Raw genomic sequence first — 25061 nt, forward strand, 5'->3', positions numbered from 1 at the left:
GGGCGGCGGGGGGGCGGGGCGGCGCGGCGGCCCGTCGGACGCCGCCCCCGATCGACGGCCGGCGTCGATGTTTCACGTGAAACATCGACGCCGGCGGTCCTTCCTCAGGCCTGCGCGGCCCACCACTCCTTGAGCGCGACGACGGCGGCGTCACGCCCCACCGGGCCGTTCTCCAGCCGCAGCTCCAGCAGGAAGGCGTAGGCCTTGCCGATCACCGGACCCGGGCCGACATCCAGCACCTGCATGATCTCGTTGCCGTCCAGGTCGGGCCGGATCGCGTCCAGCTCCTCCTGCTCCTGCAGCTGCGCGATGCGTTCCTCGAGCCCGTCGTAGGTCCGGGAGAGGGCGTTGGCCTTGCGCTTGTTGCGGGTGGTGCAGTCGGACCGGGTCAGCTTGTGCAGGCGCTCCAGCAGCGGACCGGCGTCGCGGACGTAGCGCCGCACCGCGGAGTCGGTCCATTCCCCGTCGCCGTAGCCGTGGAAGCGCAGGTGCAGCTCCACCAGCCGGGACACGTCCTTGATCATGTCGTTGGAGTACTTCAGCGCGGTCAGCCGCTTCTTGGTCATCTTCGCCCCCACCACCTCGTGGTGGTGGAAGGAGACGCGGCCGTCGCTCTCGAAGCGGCGGGTGCGGGGCTTGCCGATGTCGTGGAGCAGGGCCGCGAGGCGCAGCACCAGGTCAGGGCCGTCCTCCTCGAGGGCGATCGCCTGCTCCAGCACGATCAGCGAGTGGTCGTAGACGTCCTTGTGCCGGTGGTGCTCGTCACTCTCCAGCCGCAGCGCGGGCAGCTCGGGCAGGACCCGGTCCGCCAGCCCCGTGTCCACCAGCAGTCCCAGACCCCGGCGCGGGTTGGCCGACAGGATCAGCTTGTTCAGCTCGCCCTGGACCCGCTCCGCCGAGACGATCTCGATGCGGTCGGACATCGCCTTCATGGCCGCCACGACCTCCGGGGCGACCTCGAAGTCCAGCTGCGCGGAGAACCGCGCCGCCCGCAGCATCCGCAGCGGGTCGTCGGAGAACGAGTCCTCCGGGGTCCCGGGGGTGCGCAGCACACCGGCGGCCAGGTCCTCCAGGCCCCCGTGCGGGTCGATGAACGCCTGCTCGGGCAGGGCCAGGGCCATGGCGTTGACCGTGAAGTCGCGCCGGACCAGGTCCTCGTCGATCGAGTCGCCGTAGGAGACCTCGGGCTTGCGCGAGGTGCGGTCGTAGGCCTCCGAGCGGTACGTCGTCACCTCGATCTGGAAGTTCCGCACGACGTCCCCGGCGCGGGCGCTCTTCTGCGCCCCGACGGTGCCGAAGGCGATGCCCACGTCCCACACCGAGTCGGCCCACGGCCGGACGATCTTCAGCACGTCCTCGGGGCGGGCGTCGGTGGTGAAGTCGAGATCGTTGCCGAGACGCCCGAGCAGCGCATCGCGGACGGACCCGCCGACCAGGGCGAGGCGGAAGCCCGCCTCCTGGAATCGGCGGCCGAGCTCGTCGGCGACAGGGGCGACCCGCAGCAGTTCACTGACCGCGCGGCGCTGCACCTGACTCAGGGCACTGGGGGTGTCTTCGTTGGCGTTCGGCACAACAGAAAAGGGTACGTGCCCGGCCCACCGGGGACCGCCCCGTTTTACGCGACCCCGGTACACGGCAGCCCCCGGGCTGAGCCGATCATGTGGAGCAAGGCGCGGCACTCGCACACAGCGGGCCTCGTTACCATGCCTGGACGCACAAAAGACGAGCACTGACACTTCGAGGAACGGGCTAGCGCGTGGCCGAGGCGGCAGACATCCAGGGGGCGTCCCCCGCTCCTGTCCGGCGCCGCTGGCTGCGGCGCGCGATCGTCCTGCTCGCCGGGACGCCCGTGATGGCCGCCCTGGTCTACTCTCCCGCCCCCAAGGCCCAGGCGGTCCAGGGGACCGGTGTGGACGTCCAGCTGACCTCCATGACCCCCGCCGCGCCGGTCAAGGGCGACACCCTGACGATCTCCGGGACCGTGGTGAACACCGGCTCCGAGACGATCAACGACGCACACGTCGGCCTGCGGGTCGGACCCGCGCTCGCGGACCGGTCCTCCATCGACGAGGCCGCGGAACGCAACGGGTTCCGGGCCGGCGCCGACCCGAGCGAGATCGATCAGGCCTACGCCGTGAAGATCGCCTCGCTGCCGTCGAAGGTCCGCCAGGACTTCACCCTGACCGTTCCGGTGAACAAGCTCGAACTGGACAAGGACGGGGTCTACCAGCTCGGCGTCTCCCTGTCCGGGGCGACCGAGAGCCGCCCGTCCGAACAGGTCCTGGGCATCAAGCGGACCTTCCTGCCCTGGCAGCCGGAAGCGGCCTCCAAGCGCTCCCAGCTCACCTACGCGTGGCCGCTGATCTCCACCACCCGCGTGACCGCGGAGACCGGCTCCGACGAGCTGCAGACCCCCGTCTTCCTCGACGATTCGCTCGCCGACGAGCTCAAGCCCGGCGGCCGCCTGGAGCAGATGGTCACCCTCGGCAAGGACCTGCCGATCACCTGGGTCATCGACCCCGACCTGCTCTACACGGTCGACGCGATGACCAAGGGCTACCGGGTCCGCACCCCGGGCGGAAAGCCCGTCCAGGGCAAGAACAAGGCCGTCGCCGAGCAGTGGCTGAGCTCCCTGGAAGCCGCGGTCCAGGGCAAGAAGGTCGTCGCCCTGCCCTTCGCGGACCCCGACCTCGCCTCCCTCGCCCACCACGGCAAGGACGTCTCGGGCTCCCTGGGCCAGCTGCGCCCCGCCACGGACAAGGCCAAGCAGGCCGTCGAGACCGTGCTGCACGTCACGGCGTCCACCGACTTCTCCTGGCCCGTGGACGGCGCCATCGATCCCTCGATCGTCAACGTCGCCACCTCGGCCGGCGCCCACAACGTCCTCACCCGCAGCGACAGCCTCGTGGAGAGCGGAGCCCTCGGCTACACGCCCTCGGCCGCCCGGCCCATCGGCGCCGGCACCACCGCCGTCGTCGCGGACGCCGATCTGTCCACCGCCTTCGAGGGCGACATGCTGAACGCCGGGGCCTCGACCCTGGCCGTGCAGCGGTTCCTCGCCCACAGCCTCGCCCTCAACCTGCAGAAGACCGACGAGCAGCGCAGCTTCGTCGTCGCCCCGCAGCGGATGCCCAGCGTCAGCCAGGTGCAGACGATGGCCGCGGCCGTACGCGGGCTCCAGGCGGGCCGGTGGACGCAGCCCGGGGACCTCGAGGCCGCGGCCGCCGCCAAGCCCGATCCCGGCGCCGCCACCCAGGTGCCGGGCGCCGGACAGTACCCCGAGGCCCTGCGCAAGCAGGAGATGCCGGTGTCGGCCTTCGAGAAGATCCGCACCACGCAGAACACCCTCGACCACTTCAAGGTGATCCTGGCCGCGCCCGACCGCGTGGAGATCCCCTTCGGCAACACCACCAACCGGGAGATGTCCACGTCCTGGCGCGGGCGTCCCGAGGAGGCCCGCCTCTACCGGGACCAGGTGCAGGAGTACCTGATCGGTCTCACCGAGAAGGTCAAGGTCATCCCCAAGTCCGACGCCACCCTGTCCGGACACAGCGCCACCATCCCCGTCAGCGTCCAGAACAGCCTCGTCCAGGACGTCCACGACCTGGTCCTGCGGGTGAAGTCCGCCAACCCGACCCGCCTGATGTTCGGCGACAGCGGCCAGGCCGAGCAGCAGGTGACCGTCCAGGGCGATCACACCCAGACCGTGAAGTTCACCGCCAACGCCACCGCGAGCGGTCCCGTCGAGGTCACGGCGCAGCTCTTCACCAAGGACGGCGTCCCCTACGGCAAGGCACGGCGGTTCACCGTCGAGGCCACCGAGATCACCCCCACCGTGATGCTCGTCATCGCCGGCGGTGTGCTCCTCCTGGTCCTGGCGGGCATCAAGATGTACGCCAGCCGCAAGCGCGTCGCAGCCCGTGCGGCCGCCGAGGAGAGCACGCAGCCGAGTGACGAGTCCACGGACACCGGACCGCAAAGCACCGAGGGGTCCGGCACGGGTGAGACAGTGGACCGTTGAGCGATGCCGTGGCCGGTCGGCCTGGGGACGATGAGGTGGGGTTTCGATGAACGCGCCGTACGACGGTGACCGCGCGCAGGGCACTGGTGGGCCTGCGCCCTCCCAGGGCACTGCCCCGGGCACCCCGGTGCCCGGGCAGGTTCCCGCGCCTGCGCCCGCGCCGGAACGCGACCCGTATGTCCAGGATGCCTACGACTACGACCCGTACCGGGCCCAGGACCTGTCCGCCCAGGACCCCGTCGCCGAGGTCCTCTACGACCGCGCCTCGCACCCCCCGCCGCCGCCCGGCACCTACCAGGAGCCCGGGCCGCTCTACGCGGCGCCGACCGCGCCCGCGTACTCCCCCGACCCGCGCGTCTGGGCCCAGACCCCGCCGCCCGAGCCGGACGGTCCCTCCCGCCACCTGCCGTACGGCGACCACGCCACCACCACCCAGTTCGTCGGCGTCGACTCCCTCGTCACCCAGGCCGGGGACGAGCAGCCGGAACCCGATGCCTTCGCCCACCTCTACCGGGACCAGGAGGCGGCGCCCCGCACCCCCGCCGAGGAGCCTCCCGTCGCGGCGCCGGCGCCCGGCAAGCCCGCCGGACGCGCCTCCAGCCTCCTGAAGTCCAGCGCGCTCATGGCCGCCGGCACGATCGTCTCGCGCATCACCGGCTTCGGGCGGACCCTGGTCATCGCCGGCGCGATCGGCGTGGGCACGTTCAACGACACGTACCAGATCGCCAACACCCTGCCCACGATGATCTACGTGCTGGTCGGTGGCGGCGCCCTCAACGCCGTCTTCATCCCGCAGCTGGTCCGGGCCATGAAGAACGACAACGACGGCGGAGAGGCGTACGCCAACCGGCTGCTGACCCTCGTCGTGGTCCTGCTGGCCGCCATCACCACCATCTGTGTCCTGGCCGCACCGGTGTTCATCACGATGATGTCGCCGAAGATCGCCTCCGACCCGCAGCAGATGGAAGTGGCCGTCGCCTTCGCCCGCTACTGCCTGCCCACCATGTTCTTCATGGGCGTCCACGTGGTCCTCGGTCAGATCCTCAACGCCCGCGGCCGGTTCGGCGCGATGATGTGGACCCCGGTCCTCAACAACATCGTGGTCATCGCCACGTTCGGCGCCTTCATCTGGGCCTTCGGCGGCTTCACCACCTCCGGCGTCAACGCCTCCACGGTCACCGCCGACGGTGTGCGCCTGCTGGGTGTGGGCACGCTGCTCGGCCTCACCGTGCAGGCCCTCGCGATGCTGCCCTACCTGCGCGACGCGGGCTTCCGGCCGCGCCTGCGCTTCGACTGGAAGGGCCACGGCCTCGGCAAGGCCGCCCGCCTGGCCAAGTGGACGTTCTTCTTCGTCCTCGCCAACCAGATCGGCCTCGTCGTCGTCACCCAGTTCGCCACCTGGGCCGGATCCATCGCCGAGGAGCAGGGCCACTCCGGTACCGGCATCACCGCGTACAACTACGCGCTGCTGCTGTGGCAGATGCCGCAGGCGATCATCACCGTCTCCGTCATGACGGCCGTGCTGCCCCGCATCTCCCGCTCGGCCCACGACGGGGACGCCGCCGCCGTCCGCGACGACATCTCCTACGGGCTGCGCACCTCGGCCGTCGCGATCGTGCCGTGCGCCTTCGCGTTCCTCGCGCTCGGCGTGCCGATGGCCACCCTGCTCTACGCCGGCTCGGGCTCGGGCGCGCAGAACATCGGCTACATCCTGATGGCCTTCGGCCTCGGGCTGATCCCGTACTCCGTCCAGTACGTCGTCCTGCGCGGCTTCTACGCCTACGAGGACACCCGGACGCCCTTCTACAACACGGTCATCGTCGCCGCCGTCAATGCGGCCGTCTCCGCGGCCTCCTTCTTCGTGCTCCCCGCCCGCTGGGCGGTCGTCGGCATGGCCGCCGCCTACGGCCTCGGCTACACCGTCGGCGTGGGCGTCGCCTGGCGCCGGCTCAAGACCCGCCTCGGCGGCGACCTCGACGGCGCCCACGTGATGCGCACCTACGCCCGCCTCACCGGCGCCTGCGTCCCCGCCGCCGCGGTGGCCGGCGCCGTCGCCTACGCGGTCACCCAGTGGCTGGGCAGTGGAGTCGCCGGTTCCGCCGCCGCCCTCGTGGCCGGGGGCATCGCCCTGGCGGCCGTGTTCCTCATCGCCGCCAAGCGGATGCGGATCGAAGAGCTCAACGCGATGGTCGGAATGGTCCGCGGACGTTTGGGGCGCTGATGCGCACAACCGTCGCCCCCGTTCGTGTGTCGTGCATAGCGTCGGACTGTGGGCACAATTGGCATGGCTTCGCAGACTGGCCTACAGCGCGCAACGGATGGGGAGGCAGGAACGACGGTGGCGGAACGTAGCACGGCTGCCGTCGACGTGGCCGACAACAGCGGCGATGAGCCGCTGACCGCGCAAGCGGCAAAGGCCACGTCCGACGGGGTGGACACCCAGAACGGACGAGCCGCGGACGGACCCATGCCCGACAAGGACGGCGAACGCACGAAAGCGGCCCCCGCGGCCGCACCCGAACTCCACAGCGGCCACAAGCTCGCCAGACGCTACCGGCTGGAGGAGTGCGTCACCCGTGTGGACGGGTTCAGCAGCTGGCGCGCGATGGACGAGAAACTGCGGCGTGCCGTGGGCGTCCACCTGATGCCCGCCGACCACGCGCGGGCGCGCTCCGTCCTGGCCGCCGCGCGCTCCTCCGCCCTCCTCGGCGACCCCCGGTTCGTCCAGGTCCTCGACGCCGTGGAGGAGAACGACCTCGTCTACGTCGTCCACGAATGGCTGCCCGACGCCACCGAGCTCACCGCACTCCTCGCCGCAGGCCCCCTGGAGCCCCACGAGGCCTACCAGCTCGTCAGCCAGGTCTCCCAGGCCATGGCCGCCGCACACCGCGAAGGCCTGGCCCATCTGCGGCTGACTCCCAGCGCGATACTGCGCACCTCCTCGGGCCAGTACCGGATCCGCGGCCTCGCCGTGAACGCGGCCCTGCGCGGCATCACCAGCGAGACCCCGCAGCGCGCCGACACCGAGGCCATCGGTGCCCTTCTGTACGCCGCCCTCACCCAGCGGTGGCCGTACGAGAACGACGCGTACGGCCTCGCCGGCCTGCCCAAGGGCGTGGGCCTGATCGCGCCCGACCAGGTGCGCGCCGGCGTCCACCGGGGTCTGGGCGAGCTCGCCATGCGGGCGCTCGCCAACGACGGGGCCACCGCGTCCCGTCAGGAGCCCGCCTGCACGAGCCCCGAGGAGCTGGCCAAGGCCGTCGCCGCGATGCCCCGCATCCGGCCGCCGGAGCCCGCCTTCACGGCCCCGCCGGAGTACCAGCACACCACCTACCAGCAGGGCAACTACGGCCGTCCCACGCCTCCCGGTGTCCACACCACCCAGGTCCGGCCCGTCCAGCCGCCGCCTCCCCCGCTGCAGAGCCGTACCGGCCGGGCCCTCAAATGGGGTGTAGCCGCCCTGCTCATCGCCGCCCTCGGCCTGGGCAGCTGGCAGCTGGCCGGCACCCTCCTGGGCCGCAACAACGGCGGCACCAACGGCCCGCAGCAGACACAGACCGATTCCGAGGACGACCCGAAGCCCGTGACGCTCGGCAAGCCCCTCACCGTCAACGGCGTCTCCGTGTTCGCACCCGGTGGGGACCCGCTGAAGCCGGAGGACGCGGGCAAGACGGTCGACGACGACCCGTCCACCAGCTGGATCACCCCGCGGTACGACGGGTACGCGAACTTCGGAAACCTCGACACCCACAACCGGAAGGCCGGCAGCGGCATCATCGTCGACCTCGGCAGCGTGCAAGAGGTGGCGGGCATCGACCTGGACCTCTATGCCCCCGGGCACAAGCTCCAGGTCCGCGCCGCCGCGCCCGACGCCTCCTCACCGACGTCGCTGTCCAAGTTCCCCCAGCAGATCGCCGAGGAGAAGACCGTCGAGAAGAACCTCGCCGTCACGCTCGGGCACACGATCAAGACCCGCTACATCCTGATCCACCTCACCGCGCTGCCCTCCGAGGGAGCGGACAGCTACCGCGGCGGCATCAGCGAGATCAAGATCCCCGGTACGAACCCGTAGGTCCTGTCCACCATCGCGGGCCCGCTGCGCACCGGCACGGCGGGCCCTCGTCATTCCCCCACCCAGGCCGTAATCTCCCTCCGGGAGGCGAGGTGTGATGCACGACGCGACGACCGGCGACGCCAGTGACGCGGATCTGCTGGCCCGGCACGTGGCCGGCGATCCCGATGCGTTCGGGGAGCTTGTGCGGCGGCACCGGGACCGGTTGTGGGCGGTGGCGCTGCGGACCCTCGGGGACCGCGAGGAGGCCGCGGACGCCGTGCAGGACGCCCTGGTCTCCGCGTACCGGGCCGCCCACACCTTCCGCGGGGAATCCGCCGTCACGACCTGGCTGCACCGCATCACCGTGAACGCCTGCCTCGACCGCGCCCGCAAGGCCGCCTCCCGCAGGACCTCTCCCCTCGACGACACGGACCGCCTGGAGCGGCTCCTGGAGCCCCACGAGTCCGCCGAGGCCCCCGCGGAGCGCCAGGACCTCCACCGCCAGCTCCTGGCCGCCCTCAGCACCCTCCCGGCCGATCAGCGGGCCGCGCTGGTCCTCGTCGACATGCAGGGATACCCCGTCGCCGAAGCCGCCCGCGTCCTCGAGGTCCCCACCGGCACGGTGAAGAGCCGGTGCGCACGCGGCCGGGCGAAACTCGTCCCCCTCCTCACTCATCTGCGCACGAATGCCGGGGATAACACCGCCACCGAGCGGGGAAGGAACCGGACGCCGGGTCCACCCGTCCCACCAGCGACAGAGCCCAGGCATTCAGACCCAGACGCTGTGAAGGGCGGAGGTGGACGACCGTGAGCCCCACAACCGGCACGACCGGCACGATCCGGCACCCGGACGTCTCGGAGATCTCCGACCTGACCGAAGGTCTCCTCTCCCCGTCCCGTACCGCCGAAGTCCGCCGGCATCTCGGCGACTGCGCCCTGTGCGCCGACGTCCGCGCCTCTCTGGAGGAGATCCGCGGGCTCCTCGGCACCCTCCCGGGGCCGGCCCGGATGCCCGGTGACATCGCCGGCCGCATCGACGCGGCCCTCGCCGCCGAGGCCCTCCTCGACGCCACCCAGCCCCGGGCCAAGGCCGCACCCGAGCGACGGCCGCGCACCCCGGATCGCGATGTTTCACGTGAAACATCGCCCGCCGGTCACCCGACCGGCCCAACCGGCCCGGGCCGACGCCGCGCCCGCCGTCGGATCGCCGTGCTCTCGGGCCTGGTCGGAGCCGCTGCCTGTGCCCTCGGCCTCTTCCTGTTCGGCGATTTCTCCGGTACGCCCACCGGCGACACAGCCGCCCGTACGGAGACCCCGAACTCCTCGGATCGGAGCGCAGCCGTCTCGGCCGGTGGCAACTACACGGCACAAGGGCTCCAGGACACGGTGCGCGGGCTCATCGCGGCCCAGGGGGCCAAGACTCCTCCGGGGGAGCAGAACAACACGTACGGCATGGAGAACACGGCTCCGGCTCCGGGAGTCGCCCCCGGCGACAAGCGGGCGGCGGTGCCCGTCCCCGCCTGCGTCCAGAGCGCCACCGGCCGCCCGGACTCCCCGCTCGCCGCCGAGCTCGGCAACTACCAGGGCACCGGCGTCTACCTCCTCGTCCTGCCGCACCCGGGCGACTCCGCGCGCGTGGACGCCTTCCTGGTCGACTCGGGCTGCGAGGAAAGCGGCTCGGCCACCCCCGGAAAGGTCCTCTTGACGGGTACCTATCCCCGGAGCTGACCGGTTCAGGTCCGCAGTGGGGCGGGTGGGGAATGCATGCGCCGTAGGATCCGTTGGGTGGGGTGAGAGTCCGCACCGGCCCCCGGTAGGCAGCACGCAGTCCGCAGAGACGAGGAAGAAACCCGTGAGCGACGTACGAAACGTGATCATCATCGGCTCCGGGCCGGCCGGTTACACCGCCGCCCTGTACACCGCACGCGCTTCGCTCAAGCCCCTGGTCTTCGAAGGTGCGGTCACCGCGGGTGGCGCCCTGATGAACACCACCGAGGTGGAGAACTTCCCGGGCTTCCAGGACGGGATCATGGGCCCGGACCTCATGGACAACATGCGCGGTCAGGCCGAGCGCTTCGGCGCCGAGCTGGTCCCGGACGACATCGTGTCCGTGGACCTCAGCGGTGAGATCAAGACCGTGACCGACACCGCCGGCACCGTGCACCGCGCCAAGGCCGTCATCGTCACCACCGGCTCCCAGCACCGCAAGCTCGGCCTCCCCAACGAGGACGCGCTCTCCGGCCGCGGCGTCTCCTGGTGCGCCACGTGCGACGGGTTCTTCTTCAAGGACCACGACATCGCCGTCGTCGGCGGCGGCGACACCGCGATCGAGGAGGCCACCTTCCTCTCGCGCTTCGCCAAGTCCGTCACGATCGTCCACCGCCGCGACAGCCTGCGCGCCTCGAAGGCCATGCAGGACCGCGCCTTCGCCGACCCGAAGATCAAGTTCGCCTGGGACAGCGAGGTCGCCGAGATCCACGGCGACCAGAAGCTCTCCAGCCTCACCCTGCGCAACACCAAGACCGGTGAGACCTCCGCGCTGCCCGTGACCGGCCTGTTCATCGCCGTCGGCCACGACCCGCGCACCGAGCTGTTCAAGGACCAGCTGGACCTCGACGACGAGGGCTACCTCAAGGTCGACGCCCCCTCCACCCGCACCAGCGTCACCGGCGTGTTCGGCGCCGGCGACGTCGTGGACCACACGTACCGTCAGGCCATCACGGCTGCGGGCACCGGCTGCTCCGCCGCCCTCGACGCCGAGCGCTTCCTCGCCGCGCTCGCGGACGCCGAGAAGGCGACCGCGACCGCCACCGTCTGACCGCTTCATCCCACACCCCACCCCGCAGGAAAGAAGGAGGCCCGCCGTGGCTCTCAAGACCGTGACCGACGCCGATTTCGACGCCGAGGTACTGGCGAGCGACAAGCCGGTTCTGGTGGACTTCTGGGCCGAGTGGTGCGGACCGTGCCGCCAGATCGCGCCGTCCCTCGAGGCCATCGCCGCCGAGTACGGCGACCAGATCGAGATCGTCAAGCTCAACATCGACCAGAACCCGGCCACGGCTGCCAAGTACGGCGTCATGTCCATCCCGACGCTGAACGTCTACCAGGGCGGCGAGGTCGCCAAGACGATCGTCGGTGCCAAGCCGAAGGCCGCCATCCTGCGTGACCTCTCGGACTTCGTCCAGGTCAAGACCGCCTGACGCGCAACCCACGTTCCACGTGAAACGGGACCGCCCCTCCTCGGGGCGGTCCCGTTTCCCGTATCCCGCTCAGAGGGGGCGCAGCGCCGGCTCCTTGCGCGCGGCGCCCAGCAGCCGGTCCAGCGCCAGCTCCACGTCTTCCTTCCAGGACAGCGTCGACCTCAGCTCCAGTCGCAGCCGCGGATGCACCGGATGGGGCCGTACCGTCTTGAACCCCACGGCCAGGAGATGGTCCGCGGGCAGCAGACACGCCGGACCCTCCCAGCGCGCATCCCCGAATGCCTCGATCGCCCGGAAGCCGCGCCGCAGCAGGTCCTTCGCCACCGTCTGCACCATGACCCGCCCCAGGCCCTGCCCCTGATACCCCGGCATGATCCACGCGGTGATCAGCTGCACCGCATCCGGCGAGACCGGGCTGGTCGGAAACGCAGTCGCCCGCGGCACGTACGCCGGCGGCGCGTACAGCACGAACCCCACCGGAACCTCGTCCACGTAGACCACGCGGCCGCAGGATCCCCATTCCAGAAGGACAGCGGAGATCCACGCCTCCTTCTCCAGTGCCGGAGTTCCCGCCTTCACGGCGGCCTCACCGCTGACCGGGTCCAGTTCCCAGAACACACAGGACCGGCAACGACGCGGCAAGTCCTGGAGGTTGTCCAGCGTGAGCGGTACCAGCCGACGACCCATGACCGCATCGTATCCACTGGCCCCACGTTCTTCGACAGCACGACGAAGGGGCGGACCGCGCCGGTTCGCACCGGCACGACCCGCCCCTCGACGGCCCCGGGATCACTCCCCGGAAAGACCCTGCTCCAGCACCCGGCCCTCGCCCGGCGCCAGCGTTCCCAGAATCCGCTCCAGATCCTCCATCGACGCGAACTCGACGGTGATCTTGCCCTTCTTCTGACCCAGATCCACCTTCACCCGCGTCTCGAACCGGTCCGACAGCCGCGTCGCCAGCTCACTGAGTGCCGGAGCCACCCGCGTACCCGCGCGCGGACCCTTCGGCTTCACCCCGCTCGAAGGCTCCGCGGCCATCAGCGTCACGATCTCCTCGACCGCGCGCACCGACAGCCCCTCGGCCACGATCCGGTGCGCCAGCCGGTCCTGTACCTCGGAGTCGTCCACCGAGAGCAGTGCCCGCGCGTGCCCGGCCGACAGCACGCCCGCGGCCACCCGGCGCTGCACCGACGGCGACAGCTTCAGCAGCCGCAGCGTGTTCGACACCTGGGGACGCGAACGCCCGATCCGGTCCGCCAGCTGGTCGTGCGTGCAGTTGAAGTCCTGGAGCAGCTGGTCGTACGCCGCAGCCTCCTCCAGCGGGTTCAGCTGAGCCCGGTGCAGGTTCTCCAGCAGCGCGTCCAGCAGCAGCTTCTCGTCGTCCGTCGCCCGGATGATCGCCGGAATGGCCTCCAGCCCGGCCTCCCGGCAGGCACGCCAGCGCCGCTCACCCATGATCAGCTCATAGCGACCGGGAGCCGACTGCCGCACCACCACCGGCTGAAGCAGGCCCACCTCCTGGATGGAGGTCACCAGTTCGGCGAGCGCGTCCTCGTCGAAGACCTCGCGGGGCTGCCGCGGGTTCGGCGTGATCGCGTCCATCGGAAGTTCCGCGAACGTCGCCCCCGCCACCACATTGGTATCGGCCCCCACCGGATCCGGCTCTTGCGCCGGGACGACCGCGAGCGATGTTTCACGTGAAACATCCGCCTGCGCCAACGAGGCGAGCTTCGCCGCCGCGACCCCGCGCTCCGACGTCATGACCGGCACCGCCGACGGAGACGTCGAACCGGCACTGATCACCGGCGGCGTCTTCTCCTGCGGGGCTGCGGGAATCAGCGCACCGAGCCCCCGCCCCAGACCTCTACGTCGCTCGCTCACTGGATCCCCTCCGCCACACTCTGCGTGCTGTTCATGCCCGCGCCCAGATGGGCGTGCTGGGCGTCGTACTGCATTCCGACCCCTCGATACGCGATCTCTCGCGCCGCCTCCAGATAGGAGAGGGAACCGCTTGAACCCGGGTCGTACGTGAGCACCGTCTGCCCGTAGCTCGGCGCCTCGGAAATGCGCACCGACCGGGGGATGCTCGTCCGCAGCACCTCCTTGCCGAAGTGGCTGCGCACCTCCTCCGCCACCTGCGAGGCCAGCCGGGTCCTGCCGTCGTACATCGTCAGCAGGATGGTCGACACGTGCAGCGTCGGGTTGAGGTGCGCCCGCACCAGGTCGACGTTGCGCAGCAGCTGGCCCAGGCCCTCCAGCGCGTAGTACTCGCACTGGATCGGGATCAGCACCTCCGCGCCGGCCACCAGCGCGTTCACCGTCAGCAGCCCGAGCGAGGGAGGACAGTCGATCAGGATGTAGTCGAGGGGCTGCTCGTACGCCTGGATCGCCCGCTGGAGCCGGCTCTCCCGCGCCACGAGCGACACCAGCTCGATCTCCGCGCCCGCCAGATCGATCGTGGCCGGAGCACAGAAGAGCCCCTCCACATCCACGACCGGCTGGACGACCTCCAGGAGGGGCCGGCTGTCCACGAGCACGTCGTAGATCGACGGCACGTCCGCGTGGTGGTCGATGCCCAGGGCCGTGGACGCATTGCCCTGCGGGTCGAGGTCGACCACCAGGACCCGTGCCCCGTGCAGGGCCAGCGAGGCCGCCAGGTTCACGGTCGTCGTGGTCTTGCCCACGCCGCCCTTCTGGTTGGCGACCACGATGACGCGGGTCTGCTCCGGCCGGGGCAGCCGCTCTCCGGTACGCCCCAGTGCCTCGACCGCCTGCTGGGCAGCTCGGCCGATGGGGGTGTCGTCGTTGTCTACAAGGGGCGGAGGCAATGTTTCACGTGAAACATCCTCTCCCGCCGATTCAGAGCGGGGACCGGGGACCGGATCGGCCATCGGCCCCGCGAGGTTGGCGTCGGACCGCACGGTGTCACTCTCCTCGACATCAGGCTCGCGATGAACAGAGCCTGCCATGTCACCCGGGTCGCGAACCAGCGGGGCCCGTACTCCTGTGGATGAATCCACCGATGTGGACAACTCCGTCCCCCTTGCGTCCTTGCGGTGAAGGGGGGACGCGGCCGCACGACCGCGGCTGATGATTCCGTGCAGCAGAGAGCGACGTTTCACGTGAAACACGATGCACGGACAGCGCCCAGACAGGGTCTACCGGCCGCTACGACACTCCGAAATCCATACCTTTAGGGCTCAATGCCCCGGGAATCAGCGGCGCCGACGCGTCCGGCTCGTCCGCGCGGCCTTAGCCCGCTTGGCCGCGAACCTCACCCCTCCGGGGCTTTCTCCGACCTCGACCCTGACGACGGTGGACAGCGGATCCACCACACCCTCGCCCACGTGCAGCACCGAGGTCTTCACCACACCGAGCTTCGCCAGTGCGGTCTTCGCCGACACCAGTTCCTCTTCGGCGGTATCGCCCTTGAGCGCCAGCATCTCCCCGTACGGACGCAGCAGGGGCACGCCCCAGCCGGCCAGCCGGTCCAGCGGGGCCACCGCACGCGCCGTCACCACGTGTACCGGCTGCACCTTGCCGAGCATCTCCTCGGCCCGGCCGCGCACCACCGTGACATGGTCCAGGCCCAGCAGCTCCACCGCCTCCTGCAAGAAGGTCGTCCGCCGCAGCAGCGGCTCCAGCAACGTGATCTTCAGATCGCGCCGCACCAGAGCCAGCGGAATGCCGGGGAGGCCGGCACCCGAGCCGACATCGCAGACGGTGACGCCCTCGGGCACCACCTCCGAGAGCACCGCACAGTTCAGCAGGTGCCGCTCCCACAGCCGCGGTACCTCACGCGGGCCGATCAGGCCTCGCTTGACCCCCGCGTCCGCCAGCAGCTCCGCATACCGCACAGCTTCCGGGAAAAACTCGCCGAACACCGCGCGCGCCTCTTCAGGCGCCGGGGGAAGCTCCGCTGCCTCCGTCACGGGGACCGTCCTTCCGTACCGCATGGATCGTTGAAAACGCACTGCTCGAACTGGCACCGCCGGGGCCGGCACTGCCAGGCTGACAAACTTCGGCCCCGCCTGCGACACAGACGGGGCCGAATACTCGCGCCGGGGGTCAGGCCGGGAGCACAACGACGAAGCGCTGCGGCTCCTCGCCCTCGGACTCGCTCCGCAGACCGGCGGCCGCCACGGCGTCGTGGACGACCTTCCGCTCGAACGGGGTCATCGGGGCCAGCTTCATCGGCTCGCCCGAGGCCTTCACGTCCGCCGCCGCCTGGGCACCCAGCGCCGCCAGCTCCTCGCGCTTCTTCGCGCGGAACCCGGCGATGTCCAGCATCAGCCGGCTGCGGTCCCCGGTCTCCCGGTGCACGGCGAGGCGGGTCAGCTCCTGCAGAGCCTCCAGAACCTCACCGTCGCGGCCCACGAGCTTCTGCAGGTCACGGCTGGCGGAGTCACTGACGATCGACACCGCGGCCCGGTCGGCCTCGACGTCCATGTCGATGTCGCCGTCCAGGTCGGCAATGTCCAGCAGACCCTCGAGGTAGTCGGCCGCGATCTCACCCTCCTGCTCAAGGCGGGTCAGGGTGTCGCCACTCTCAGCGGCGGCGGTGGTGGTGCCTTCCGTCACGGGAGGGACTCCTTCTTACTTCTTGGGAGAGGGCTTGCTGGGCGTCTGACGCTGCGACTTCGACTGCCGCTTCGGCTGCTGCCGCTTCGCGACACCGCCGCTCGCCGCATCCGAATCCGCCGTGGCCTCGGAACTCTTGATCACGGAGCCGTCCGGCTGGGCCGCCAGGCCCTGCTTCGTCAGAGCCGTGATGAACTTCCGCTCGTTGTCGTTGCGGTCCGGGCCCTTGGCCACGATCGCCGCGACGATCTTCTTCTTGCTCCGGCCCTTGACGTCACCGTGCGAGCCGATGTGCTTCAGCAGGCGGGTCAGGTACTGGTCCTGCGCCTTGCTGCCCGGCGTCGGGTTCTGGTTGATCACGTACATCTGCTGGCCCATGGTCCACACGTTCGTGGTCAGCCAGTAGACGAGAACACCGACGGGGAAGTTGATGCCCATGACCGCGAAGATCACGGGGAAGATGTACATCAGCATCTTCTGCTGCTGCATGAACGGCGTCTTGACCGAGAGGTCGACGTTCTTCTGCATCAGCTGGCGCTGTGTGTAGAACTGCGACAGCGACATCAGGACGATCATGACGGCGGTCACGATGCGCACGTCGGTGATCGAGGCACCCAGGGCGGCGACCTCGGCGGCGCTGTCGGTGAACTTGGAGGCCAGCGGGGCCCCGAAGATGTGGGCCTCACGCGCGCTGGCCAGCAGCGGACCGTCGATGTAGCCGATCTCTTCACCGTTGGCGATGCTCGCCAGCACGTGGTAGAGCGCGAAGAAGAACGGGGACTGCGCCAGGATCGGAAGGCACGAGGAGAGCGGGTTGGTACCCGTCTCCTTGTACAGCTTCATCATCTCTTCGGACTGACGCTGTTTGTCGTTCTTGTAGCGCTCCTGGATCGCCTTCATCTTCGGCTGGAGCGCCTGCATGCCTCGCGTCGCTTTGATCTGCTTCACGAAGAGCGGGATCAGGCAGATGCGGATCAAGACCACCAGGGACACGATGGACAGACCCCAGGCCCATCCGCTGTTCGCGCCGAAGATCGCGCCATACAGCGAGTGGAACTGGACGATGACCCACGAGACGGGCGTGGTGATAAAGCTGAACAGACCGGCAATCGTGTCCACTAATCAGGCTCCTTGAGCATTGCGAGATCTACGCAACGCACTGCGCAGCTGCTCGTGCCAACGCGGGCGTTTACGGGGTGGGACGTGGTCCACGCCACCCGGGGACCACGGATTGCACCGCAGGATCCGCCAGGCGGTCAGGGCCGTCCCCTTCACCGCACCATGCCGGTCGATGGCCGTGTACCCGTAGTGCGAACACGACGGGTAGTACCGGCACACCGGGCCGAGCAGCGGACTGATCGTCCACTGGTACAGCTTGATCAAAGCGAGCAGCGGGTACTTCATCGAGCCACGCCTCCCAGGAGCCGCACCAGAGCGGCATCCAGGTCCCGGGCCAGTTCCTCGGGGCCGGCATCACCCGCTCCGGGCAACGCACGTACCACCACCAGGCTACCGGCGGGCAGCTGAGAGAGCCGTTCCCGGACCAGATGGCGGAGACGGCGCTTCACCCGGTTACGTATGACGGCATTGCCGACAGCCTTGCTGACGACGAAACCCGCACGCGACGAGGGATCGATCTCCCCCGACTCGTGCGGGTCCGTTGCACCGCTTGTACGTAGGTGGACGACGAGGAGCGGGCGACCAGCCCGACGACCTCGACGTACCGCGCTCGCGAAGTCCTCGCGCCGCCTCAGCCGATTTTCGGGAGACAGCACGACGTCACGACCTGCGTGTTGTTACGCGGAAAGGGCGGCGCGGCCCTTGCCACGACGGTTCGCGAGGATCGCGCGACCGGCACGGGTACGCATCCGCAGGCGGAAGCCGTGGGTCTTGGCACGACGGCGGTTGTTCGGCTGGAAGGTGCGCTTGCTCACTCGGGGGCTCCAGAGAATGAATCGTTGTGGCGGGACATCGCCTGGCTGTCACCGTGCGCCCACGAGGAGAAACTCGCGTGTTCGCCCGAGTGGCACCGCTAAATGATCACTATCAGTGACCTTCGCCCATCGGTAGGCAGGCGGCAGCAGCCATCGACAACTCGACCTCGTTACGGTACGCGCGGCTACGCCATCCGGTCAAACCGAGCCGACGTGGCCCCACACTGTGCACAGGCTGTGGACAACGACTTGAACCGTACCCGCTGGCCTGACTACCGTTGTCCGACCCCGGTTTTTTTGTCCCGACCGTCCCAAAGAACCACACATTCGTGGGACCCCTGTGAGAGAGCGTGCTCTGTGGCTGACGTACCTGCCGATCTTGCCGCAGTGTGGCCAAGGGTGCTCGAAAAGCTCCTCGGGGAGGGACAGCCGGGGATCGAGCCGAAGGACAAGCAGTGGGTCGAGAGGTGCCAGCCCCTGGCACTCGTCGCCGACACCGCACTGCTCGCCGTACCCAACGAATGGGGCAAGCGCGTCCTCGAGGGCCGGCTCGCCCCGCTGATCAGTGACGCGCTCAGCCGCGAATGCGGCCGCCCCATCCGGATCGCCATCACGGTGGACGACTCCGCCGGCGAGCCCGCGCCCCCCGCCCCGCCCGCGCAGCAGTCCGGCGGGTACGAGCCGTACGGCGGCCAGCGCCCCGGCGGCGGCCCCGGCAACGGGGACGACCAGCTGCCCACCGCCCGCCCCGCCTACCCGGACTACCAGCAGCCGCGCCCGGAGCCCGGCGCCTGGCCCCGCGGCGGCCAGCAGGACGACTACGGCTGGCAGCAGCCCCGCCTCGGCGGCTTCCCCGAGCGCGACCCCTACGCCTCCCCGCAGCCCGGCTACCTCCAGCAGTCCGAGCCGTCCGGCTACGACCAGGGCTCCTACGAGCAGCAGAAGTACGAGCAGTCTCCGTACGAGCCTCAGCAGCCCCACCAGTCACATCAGTACGAGCAACAGAAGTACGAACAGCAGCAGTACGAGCAGCCCGCGCCGCGCCAGGCCCCCGGCCGGCCCGCCGCACCCCCGGCCCCGTCCGGCGGCTCCACCTCGGGCCCGCTGGAGCCGACCGCCCGGCTGAACCCCAAGTACCTGTTCGACACGTTCGTCATCGGCGCCTCCAACCGCTTCGCGCACGCGGCCGCGGTGGCCGTCGCCGAGGCGCCGGCGAAGGCGTACAACCCCCTCTTCATCTACGGGGAGTCGGGCCTCGGCAAGACGCACCTGCTGCACGCCATCGGGCACTACGCGCGGAGCCTCTACCCCGGCACCCGCGTGCGGTACGTGAGCTCCGAGGAGTTCACCAACGAGTTCATCAACTCCATCCGCGACGGCAAGGGCGACGCGTTCCGCAAGCGCTACCGCGAGATGGACATCCTGCTCGTCGACGACATCCAGTTCCTCGCGAGCAAGGAGTCGACGCAGGAGGAGTTCTTCCACACCTTCAACACGCTCCACAACGCCAACAAGCAGATCGTGCTCTCCTCCGACCGGCCGCCCAAGCAGCTCGTCACCCTGGAGGACAGGCTCCGCAACCGCTTCGAGTGGGGCCTCATCACCGACGTCCAGCCGCCCGAGCTGGAGACCCGGATCGCGATCCTGCGCAAGAAGGCCGTCCAGGAGCAGCTCAACGCCCCGCCGGAGGTACTGGAGTTCATCGCCTCCCGCATCTCGCGCAACATCCGCGAGCTGGAGGGGGCGCTGATCCGGGTCACGGCCTTCGCGAGCCTCAACCGGCAGCCGGTCGACCTGGGCCTCACCGAGGACGTCCTCAAGAACCTGATCCCGGGCGGCGAGGACAGCGCGCCCGAGATCACCGCCAGCGACATCATGGCCGCCACCGCCGACTACTTCGGCCTGACCGTGGACGACCTGTGCGGCTCCTCGCGCAGCCGGGTCCTGGTGACCGCCCGGCAGATCGCCATGTACCTGTGCCGGGAGCTCACCGACCTGTCCCTGCCCAAGATCGGGGCGCAGTTCGGCGGCCGCGACCACACCACCGTGATGCACGCGGACCGCAAGATCCGCGCCCTGATGGCCGAACGGCGGTCCATCTACAACCAGGTCACGGAGCTCACCAACCGCATCAAGAACGGCTGAGCGCGGCCTCCCGCACCGCTCGCCCGGGCCGCGAAAGGGCCCCTTCAAACGCTTTCAGAGGGCGCTCCCGGACTGCGACGGGGGCGCCCTTCTTCGTCCGCGCGCCCCTGACCTGTTCGAATACGCCCCCTGAGGAGCAACTCATCCACAGATTCGGGGACTTTCTTCCGTCCACACCCTGGGGACGGGTTCCGTCACCCACAATCTGTCCACAGGCATACGGGGTGAGGCACCATCAGGCCAGGTCAGCACCCTGTGGAATTGTGCGCAAGCGTCATCCACAGCCTGTGGACAAACATTTCGTCCACAGGCCTGTCCACGACGTTGTCCACCGCCTCCCCACAGGTTCGCGCACCCTGTGCACAGGATCGGGTCTGTTCTCCACACCCTTGTCCACTGTTCGGCAACGCACCAGCCCCTCTCACCGCCCGGAGTGAAAGCGGTCACACGGAAGTAGACGTTTGGGTTGTGGAGTACCGGGGGAAAGCTGGGGACACACCTGTGGAGTAGTCGGGGTCCCCTGGGGACGGCCTGTGCAGAACTTTTCGTTCTCCACAGAGACACGGGGTTGTCCACCGGTGTCACCCACAGGGTCGGTGGATAAAAAACGCGGTGTGACCTGCGAGAACAGGCTTATCCACCGTTTCCACAGGCCCTACTACTACCCCCATAGAGAGTTAGGCCGGTTTCGGTTTTCAAGCGGGTCCTGTGCACAACTCGTCGAGAGCCCGCCCCGACGCCTCGCTCCCGACTTGACCGCCGGCCGCACGGACTGTCGGCGCCGTACGTCAGACTGGTCCCCGGCATCGGTCGAGGCATCGACGAGCCGACGACGAAGGCCGGCAGACGAGCGAGCAACAGCAGGAGGCGGTTCCGGTGAAGATCCGGGTGGAGCGCGACGTACTCGCGGAGGCGGTGGCCTGGGCTGCTCGTAGCCTCCCGGCCCGGCCGCCGGTGCCCGTTCTCGCGGGCCTGCTGCTCAAGGCCGAGGACGGCACGCTGAGCCTCTCCGGCTTCGACTACGAGGTCTCGGCCCGCGTCTCCGTCGAGGCGGACGTCGAGGAGGACGGCACCGTCCTGGTCTCCGGCCGACTGCTCGCCGACATCTGCCGCGCCCTCCCCAACCGCCCCGTGGAGATTTCCACAGACGGTGTACGGGCGACCGTGGTCTGCGGCTCCTCGCGATTCACACTCCACACCCTGCCTGTGGAGGAATACCCGGCGCTGCCGCAGATGCCCACCGCCACCGGCACCGTGCCCGGCGAGGTCTTCGCCTCCGCCGCCAAGCAGGTGGCCACCGCCGCCGGCCGCGACGACACGCTGCCCGTGCTGACCGGTGTCCGCATCGAGATCGAGGGCGACCGCGTCACCCTGGCCTCCACCGACCGCTACCGCTTCGCGGTCCGCGAGTTCCTGTGGAAGCCGGAGAACCCGGACGCGTCGGCCGTGGCCCTGGTGCCCGCCAAGACGCTCCAGGAGATCGCCAACTCGCTGACCAGCGGTGACACCGTCACCCTGGCGCTGTCCGGCTCCGGCGCGGGCGAAGGCCTGATCGGCTTCGAGGGCGCCGGCCGCCGCACCACCACCCGGCTGCTCGAGGGCGACCTGCCCAAGTACCGGACGCTCTTCCCGACCGAGTTCAACTCCGTCGCCGTGATCGAGACCGCGCCGTTCGTCGAGGCCGTCAAGCGCGTGGCCCTGGTGGCCGAGCGCAACACCCCGGTCCGCCTCAGCTTCGAGCAGGGCGTGCTGATCCTGGAGGCCGGCTCCTCCGACGACGCACAGGCTGTGGAAAGGGTCGACGCGCAGCTCGACGGCGACGACATCTCGATCGCCTTCAACCCGACCTTCCTGCTGGACGGCCTCAGCGCGATCGCCTCCCCGGTGGCCCAGCTGAGCTTCACCACCTCGACCAAGCCCGCGCTGCTCAGCGGCCGTCCGGCGGTCGATGCGGAAGCCGACGAGACCTACAAGTACCTGATCATGCCGGTACGCCTCTCCGGCTGATTCTTCGCAGGTCAGGCCCGGTTTCGCGGTCAGCGAGACCGGGCCTGCGCACGTTGCGGGGACAGCGGGCCGCCAGCGCGCGCCCCATGGGGCCGGGCGGCCCGGCCCGGCGTAGGCTCGGGGCCTGGGGTGTCCCCGGGATCCACGGACGCCCCGGCAAAGACGGCCACAACGCTTAAGGAACCACCTGATGGAGCTTGGTCTCGTCGGTCTCGGCAAGATGGGCGGCAACATGCGCGAGCGCATCCGCCGCGCAGGCCACACCGTCATCGGATACGACCGCAACCCGGACCTCGCCGATGTCCACAGCCTGCGGGAACTTGTGGACAGCCTGCAGGCCCCCCGCGTCGTGTGGGTGATGGTCCCGGCGGGTGCGGCGACCCAGTCCACCGTCGACGAGCTCGCGGAGCTGCTCTCGATCGGCGACATCGTCGTCGACGGCGGAAACTCCCGCTGGACCGACGACGAGAAGCACGCGGCGGAGCTGGCGGCCAAGGGCATCGGCTTCGTCGACTGCGGTGTCTCCGGCGGCGTGTGGGGCCTGGAGAACGGCTACGCCCTCATGTACGGCGGCGAGAAGGACCACGTCTCGCGGGTCCAGCCGATCTTCGACGCCCTCAAGCCCGAGGGTGACTTCGGCGCCGTACACGCCGGCAAGGTCGGCGCGGGCCACTTCGCGAAGATGGTCCACAACGGCATCGAGTACGCCATGATGCAGGCCTACGCCGAGGGCTGGGAGCTCCTGGAGAAGGTGGACTCGGTCACCGACGTCCGCGAGGTCTTCCGCTCCTGGCAGGAAGGCACCGTCATCCGCTCCTGGCTGCTGGACCTGGCCGTGAACGCCCTCGACCAGGACGAGCACCTGGAGCAGCTGCGCGGCTTCGCGCAGGACTCGGGCGAGGGCCGCTGGACGGTGGAGGCGGCGATCGACAACGCCGTACCGCTGCCCGCGATCACCGCGTCGTTGTTCGCGCGGTTCGCCTCGCGGCAGGACGACTCCCCGCAGATGAAGATGATCGCCGCGCTGCGCAACCAGTTCGGCGGCCACGCGGTCGAGAAGGCTTAGCAGGTCACAGGGCTGCAGAGGATCAACGGCAGCCACCAGCAGCACAGCACCACAGCGAGTAGTGGGAAGCCGGGGGAGGTCGGCGCCGTATGCACGTTTCGCATCTCTCATTGGCCGACTTCCGCTCGTACGCCCGGGCCGAGGTTCCCCTCGACCCGGGCGTCACCGCTTTCGTGGGTCCCAACGGCCAGGGCAAGACCAATCTCGTCGAGGCGATCGGCTACCTCGCGACGCTGGGCAGCCACCGGGTCTCCGCCGACGCCCCCCTCGTACGGATGGGCGCGGACCGGGCGATCATCCGCGCGGCCGTCACCCAGGGCGAGCGCCAGCAGCTGGTGGAGCTGGAGCTGAACCCGGGGCGGGCGAACCGGGCCCGGATCAACCGGTCCTCGCAGGTCCGGCCGCGGGACGTGCTGGGGATCGTACGCACGGTGCTGTTCGCGCCGGAGGACCTGGCCCTGGTCAAGGGCGACCCCGGGGAGCGGCGGAAGTTCCTGGACGAGCTCGTCACCGCGCGCTCGCCGCGGATGGCGGCCGTCCGCTCCGACTACGAGCGGGTGCTCAAGCAGCGCAACACCCTGCTGAAGTCGGCGGCGATGGCGCGCAGGCACGGCGGCCGCTCGATGGACATGTCCACCCTCGACGTGTGGGACCAGCACCTCGCGCGCGCGGGCGCGGAGCTGCTCGCGCAGCGGCTGGATCTGATCGCGACGCTGCTGCCGCTCGCGGACAAGGCGTACGAGCAGCTCGCGCCCGGTGGCGGCCCGCTGGGGCTGGCGTACAAGTCCTCGGCCGGCGAACCGGTGGACAGCGGCACCGCGCGCACCCGCGAGGCGCTCTACGAGGTGCTGCTCGCCGCGCTGGCGGACGTCCGCAAGCAGGAGATGGAGCGCGGCGTGACCCTGGTGGGCCCGCACCGCGACGACGTGCTGCTGCGGCTCGGGGAGCTGCCGGCGAAGGGGTACGCGAGCCACGGCGAGTCGTGGTCGTACGCGCTGGCGCTGCGGCTGGCCTCGTACGAGCTGCTGCGCTCGGAGGGCAGCGAGCCGGTGCTGATCCTGGACGACGTGTTCGCGGAACTGGACACGCGGCGCCGGGAGCGGCTGGCGGAGCTGGTGGCGCCGGGCGAACAGGTGCTGGTGACGGCGGCGGTGGACGACGACGTCCCGGGGGTGCTGGTGGGAACGCGGTTCGGGGTGTCCGGCGGTGAGGTGACCCGGCTGTGAGCGAGCAGGGAAAGAACCCACAGGAGGGCCGCAAGGTCCCGGAGGTCTCCGGGGTGGACCTCGCCCGCCAGGCCCTCGCGGCCGCGCGGGAGCAGGCGCGGGCCCGCGGCAACGCGGCCGGCGCCAAGAAGGGCCGGCAGCCGGGGCTGCGCTCGGGGGCCCGCGCGGACGGCCGGGACCCGATGCCGCTGATGGCGGCGCTGGACCGGCTGCGGACCGAACGCGGCTGGGAGATGCCGATGGCGGTGGCGGGCGTGATGGAGCGCTGGCCGGAGATCGTCGGCCCGGAGATCGCGGCGCACTGTGAACCGGAGCGGTACGAGGACCGTGAGCTTGTCGTGCGGTGCGATTCCTCGGCGTGGGCGGCGCAGCTGAAGCTGCTGGCGCCGCAGCTGGTGGCGCGGCTGAACGCGGATCTGGGGCAGGGGACGGTGCGGATGATCAAGGTGCAGGGGCCCGGGGGGCGGCCGAAGGGCTACGGGCCGTGGCGGGCGCCGGGCAGCAAGGGCCCCGGCGACACCTACGGCTAGGCCGCCGCGGCCCTGCGGGGCCGAGCCCGGCTGCGCCGGGACCCGGGGCTCCGCCCCGGACCCCGCGCCTCAAACGCCGGCGGGGCTGGATTGGCCCCCGGCGGGCTGGAGTGTTCGGCGGGACCGGAACGGCCCTGAGGCGTTGAAGATCGGTTGTTCTGGGTGGCGTCCCTCACGGTAGCCGGAGGTTGACAGGCCGAAGCGCTGGGTGCCCGTGTGAGCCTCTTTGAGCCCCTTCCCGGATGTGGGGAGTCGGAGAGAGGAGGTTCAGGGCGGCACATGCGGACTCAGGTACCG

At 70.1% G+C, this 25061-nt stretch carries 21 protein-coding genes and 1 pseudogene; 12 read left to right on the forward strand and 10 right to left on the reverse strand.

Annotated features, from left to right (window positions below):
• Positions 1-104 precede the first annotated feature (104 nt).
• Complete coding sequence (locus AB0D29_RS00005) at positions 105-1571, reverse strand: CCA tRNA nucleotidyltransferase (RefSeq protein WP_362851180.1); 1467 nt, start codon at positions 1569-1571, stop codon at positions 105-107.
• A 185-nt stretch (positions 1572-1756) separates the two neighbouring features.
• Here AB0D29_RS00005 and AB0D29_RS00010 point away from each other — a divergent pair, with 185 nt between their 5' ends.
• The 7 genes from AB0D29_RS00010 (at position 1757) to trxA (ending at position 11275) form a co-directional block, all read left to right on the forward strand.
• Positions 1757-4021 carry a DUF6049 family protein gene (locus AB0D29_RS00010; RefSeq protein ID WP_362851182.1) on the forward strand — a complete coding sequence of 755 codons (2265 nt, stop codon included), beginning with the start codon at positions 1757-1759 and terminating at the stop codon, positions 4019-4021.
• Between the two features lie 46 nt (positions 4022-4067).
• Complete coding sequence (gene murJ / locus AB0D29_RS00015; RefSeq protein WP_362851184.1) at positions 4068-6242, forward strand: murein biosynthesis integral membrane protein MurJ; 2175 nt, start codon at positions 4068-4070, stop codon at positions 6240-6242.
• A 117-nt stretch (positions 6243-6359) separates the two neighbouring features.
• Positions 6360-8093 (forward strand): protein kinase family protein, encoded by a 1734-nt coding sequence (locus AB0D29_RS00020; RefSeq protein ID WP_362851186.1) that lies wholly within the window; start codon positions 6360-6362, stop codon positions 8091-8093.
• 97 nt (positions 8094-8190) lie between these two features.
• A complete protein-coding gene (sigM, locus tag AB0D29_RS00025; protein ID WP_362851188.1) occupies positions 8191-8886 on the forward strand; it encodes an RNA polymerase sigma factor SigM in 696 nt (231 codons plus the stop codon).
• Entirely contained in the window at positions 8883-9803 is a 921-nt protein-coding gene (locus tag AB0D29_RS00030) for a hypothetical protein (protein WP_362851190.1), read from the forward strand. Before sigM ends, AB0D29_RS00030 begins: the two co-directional genes overlap by 4 nt.
• Before the next feature lie 124 nt (positions 9804-9927).
• Entirely contained in the window at positions 9928-10893 is a 966-nt protein-coding gene (gene trxB, locus AB0D29_RS00035) for a thioredoxin-disulfide reductase (RefSeq protein WP_362799335.1), read from the forward strand.
• A gap of 46 nt (positions 10894-10939) precedes the next feature.
• Positions 10940-11275 (forward strand): thioredoxin, encoded by a 336-nt coding sequence (gene trxA, locus AB0D29_RS00040; protein WP_351290154.1) that lies wholly within the window; start codon positions 10940-10942, stop codon positions 11273-11275.
• Positions 11276-11344: 69 nt separating this feature from the next.
• Here the strand turns inward: trxA and AB0D29_RS00045 are convergent, their stop codons facing one another.
• The 9 genes and pseudogenes from AB0D29_RS00045 to rpmH all read right to left on the reverse strand — a co-directional run bounded on the left by AB0D29_RS00045 (position 11345) and on the right by rpmH (position 17790).
• Positions 11345-11962, reverse strand: a complete 618-nt coding sequence (locus AB0D29_RS00045; protein WP_030707724.1) for a GNAT family N-acetyltransferase — start codon at positions 11960-11962, stop codon at positions 11345-11347.
• 102 nt (positions 11963-12064) lie between these two features.
• Positions 12065-13156 carry a ParB/RepB/Spo0J family partition protein gene (locus AB0D29_RS00050; protein ID WP_362851192.1) on the reverse strand — a complete coding sequence of 364 codons (1092 nt, stop codon included), beginning with the start codon at positions 13154-13156 and terminating at the stop codon, positions 12065-12067.
• Entirely contained in the window at positions 13153-14244 is a 1092-nt protein-coding gene (locus AB0D29_RS00055) for a ParA family protein (RefSeq protein ID WP_362851194.1), read from the reverse strand. The genes AB0D29_RS00050 and AB0D29_RS00055 overlap by 4 nt, the downstream gene beginning before the upstream one ends.
• A gap of 246 nt (positions 14245-14490) precedes the next feature.
• Positions 14491-15207, reverse strand: coding sequence for a 16S rRNA (guanine(527)-N(7))-methyltransferase RsmG (gene rsmG / locus AB0D29_RS00060; RefSeq protein ID WP_362851196.1), 717 nt, complete (start codon positions 15205-15207; stop codon positions 14491-14493).
• Positions 15208-15343: 136 nt separating this feature from the next.
• Complete coding sequence (locus tag AB0D29_RS00065; protein WP_030707720.1) at positions 15344-15856, reverse strand: R3H domain-containing nucleic acid-binding protein; 513 nt, start codon at positions 15854-15856, stop codon at positions 15344-15346.
• 15 nt (positions 15857-15871) lie between these two features.
• Complete coding sequence (yidC, locus tag AB0D29_RS00070; protein WP_362851198.1) at positions 15872-16975, reverse strand: membrane protein insertase YidC; 1104 nt, start codon at positions 16973-16975, stop codon at positions 15872-15874.
• Positions 16976-17005: 30 nt separating this feature from the next.
• Positions 17006-17260 (reverse strand): annotated as a pseudogene (gene yidD / locus AB0D29_RS00075) (membrane protein insertion efficiency factor YidD); the annotation flags it as partial.
• The gene (gene rnpA, locus AB0D29_RS00080) at positions 17257-17631 is read right to left on the reverse strand and encodes a ribonuclease P protein component (protein WP_078892724.1); all 375 of its coding nucleotides are present in this window, start codon (positions 17629-17631) and stop codon (positions 17257-17259) included. The gene rnpA and the pseudogene yidD, both read right to left, overlap by 4 nt.
• Before the next feature lie 21 nt (positions 17632-17652).
• Positions 17653-17790 carry a 50S ribosomal protein L34 gene (gene rpmH, locus AB0D29_RS00085; RefSeq protein WP_008741645.1) on the reverse strand — a complete coding sequence of 46 codons (138 nt, stop codon included), beginning with the start codon at positions 17788-17790 and terminating at the stop codon, positions 17653-17655.
• 357 nt (positions 17791-18147) lie between these two features.
• On the opposite strand from rpmH, the gene dnaA reads away from it, so the two are divergent.
• The 5 genes from dnaA (at position 18148) to AB0D29_RS00110 (ending at position 24764) form a co-directional block, all read left to right on the forward strand.
• Positions 18148-19935, forward strand: a complete 1788-nt coding sequence (gene dnaA, locus AB0D29_RS00090; RefSeq protein ID WP_362851200.1) for a chromosomal replication initiator protein DnaA — start codon at positions 18148-18150, stop codon at positions 19933-19935.
• Between the two features lie 876 nt (positions 19936-20811).
• On the forward strand, positions 20812-21942 hold the full coding sequence (dnaN, locus tag AB0D29_RS00095) for a DNA polymerase III subunit beta (RefSeq protein ID WP_030707714.1): 1131 nt from the start codon (positions 20812-20814) through the stop codon (positions 21940-21942).
• Between the two features lie 124 nt (positions 21943-22066).
• Positions 22067-23008, forward strand: a complete 942-nt coding sequence (gene gnd, locus AB0D29_RS00100) for a phosphogluconate dehydrogenase (NAD(+)-dependent, decarboxylating) (protein ID WP_362851781.1) — start codon at positions 22067-22069, stop codon at positions 23006-23008.
• Positions 23009-23097: 89 nt separating this feature from the next.
• Positions 23098-24234, forward strand: coding sequence for a DNA replication/repair protein RecF (gene recF / locus AB0D29_RS00105; RefSeq protein WP_362851202.1), 1137 nt, complete (start codon positions 23098-23100; stop codon positions 24232-24234).
• The gene (locus AB0D29_RS00110) at positions 24231-24764 is read left to right on the forward strand and encodes a DUF721 domain-containing protein (protein WP_362851204.1); all 534 of its coding nucleotides are present in this window, start codon (positions 24231-24233) and stop codon (positions 24762-24764) included. The genes recF and AB0D29_RS00110 overlap by 4 nt, the downstream gene beginning before the upstream one ends.
• Positions 24765-25061: the final 297 nt, after the last annotated feature.

Origin of the sequence: Streptomyces sp. NPDC048424, assembly GCF_040651555.1 — a bacterium.
In the GTDB taxonomy this organism is placed as follows: domain Bacteria; phylum Actinomycetota; class Actinomycetes; order Streptomycetales; family Streptomycetaceae; genus Streptomyces.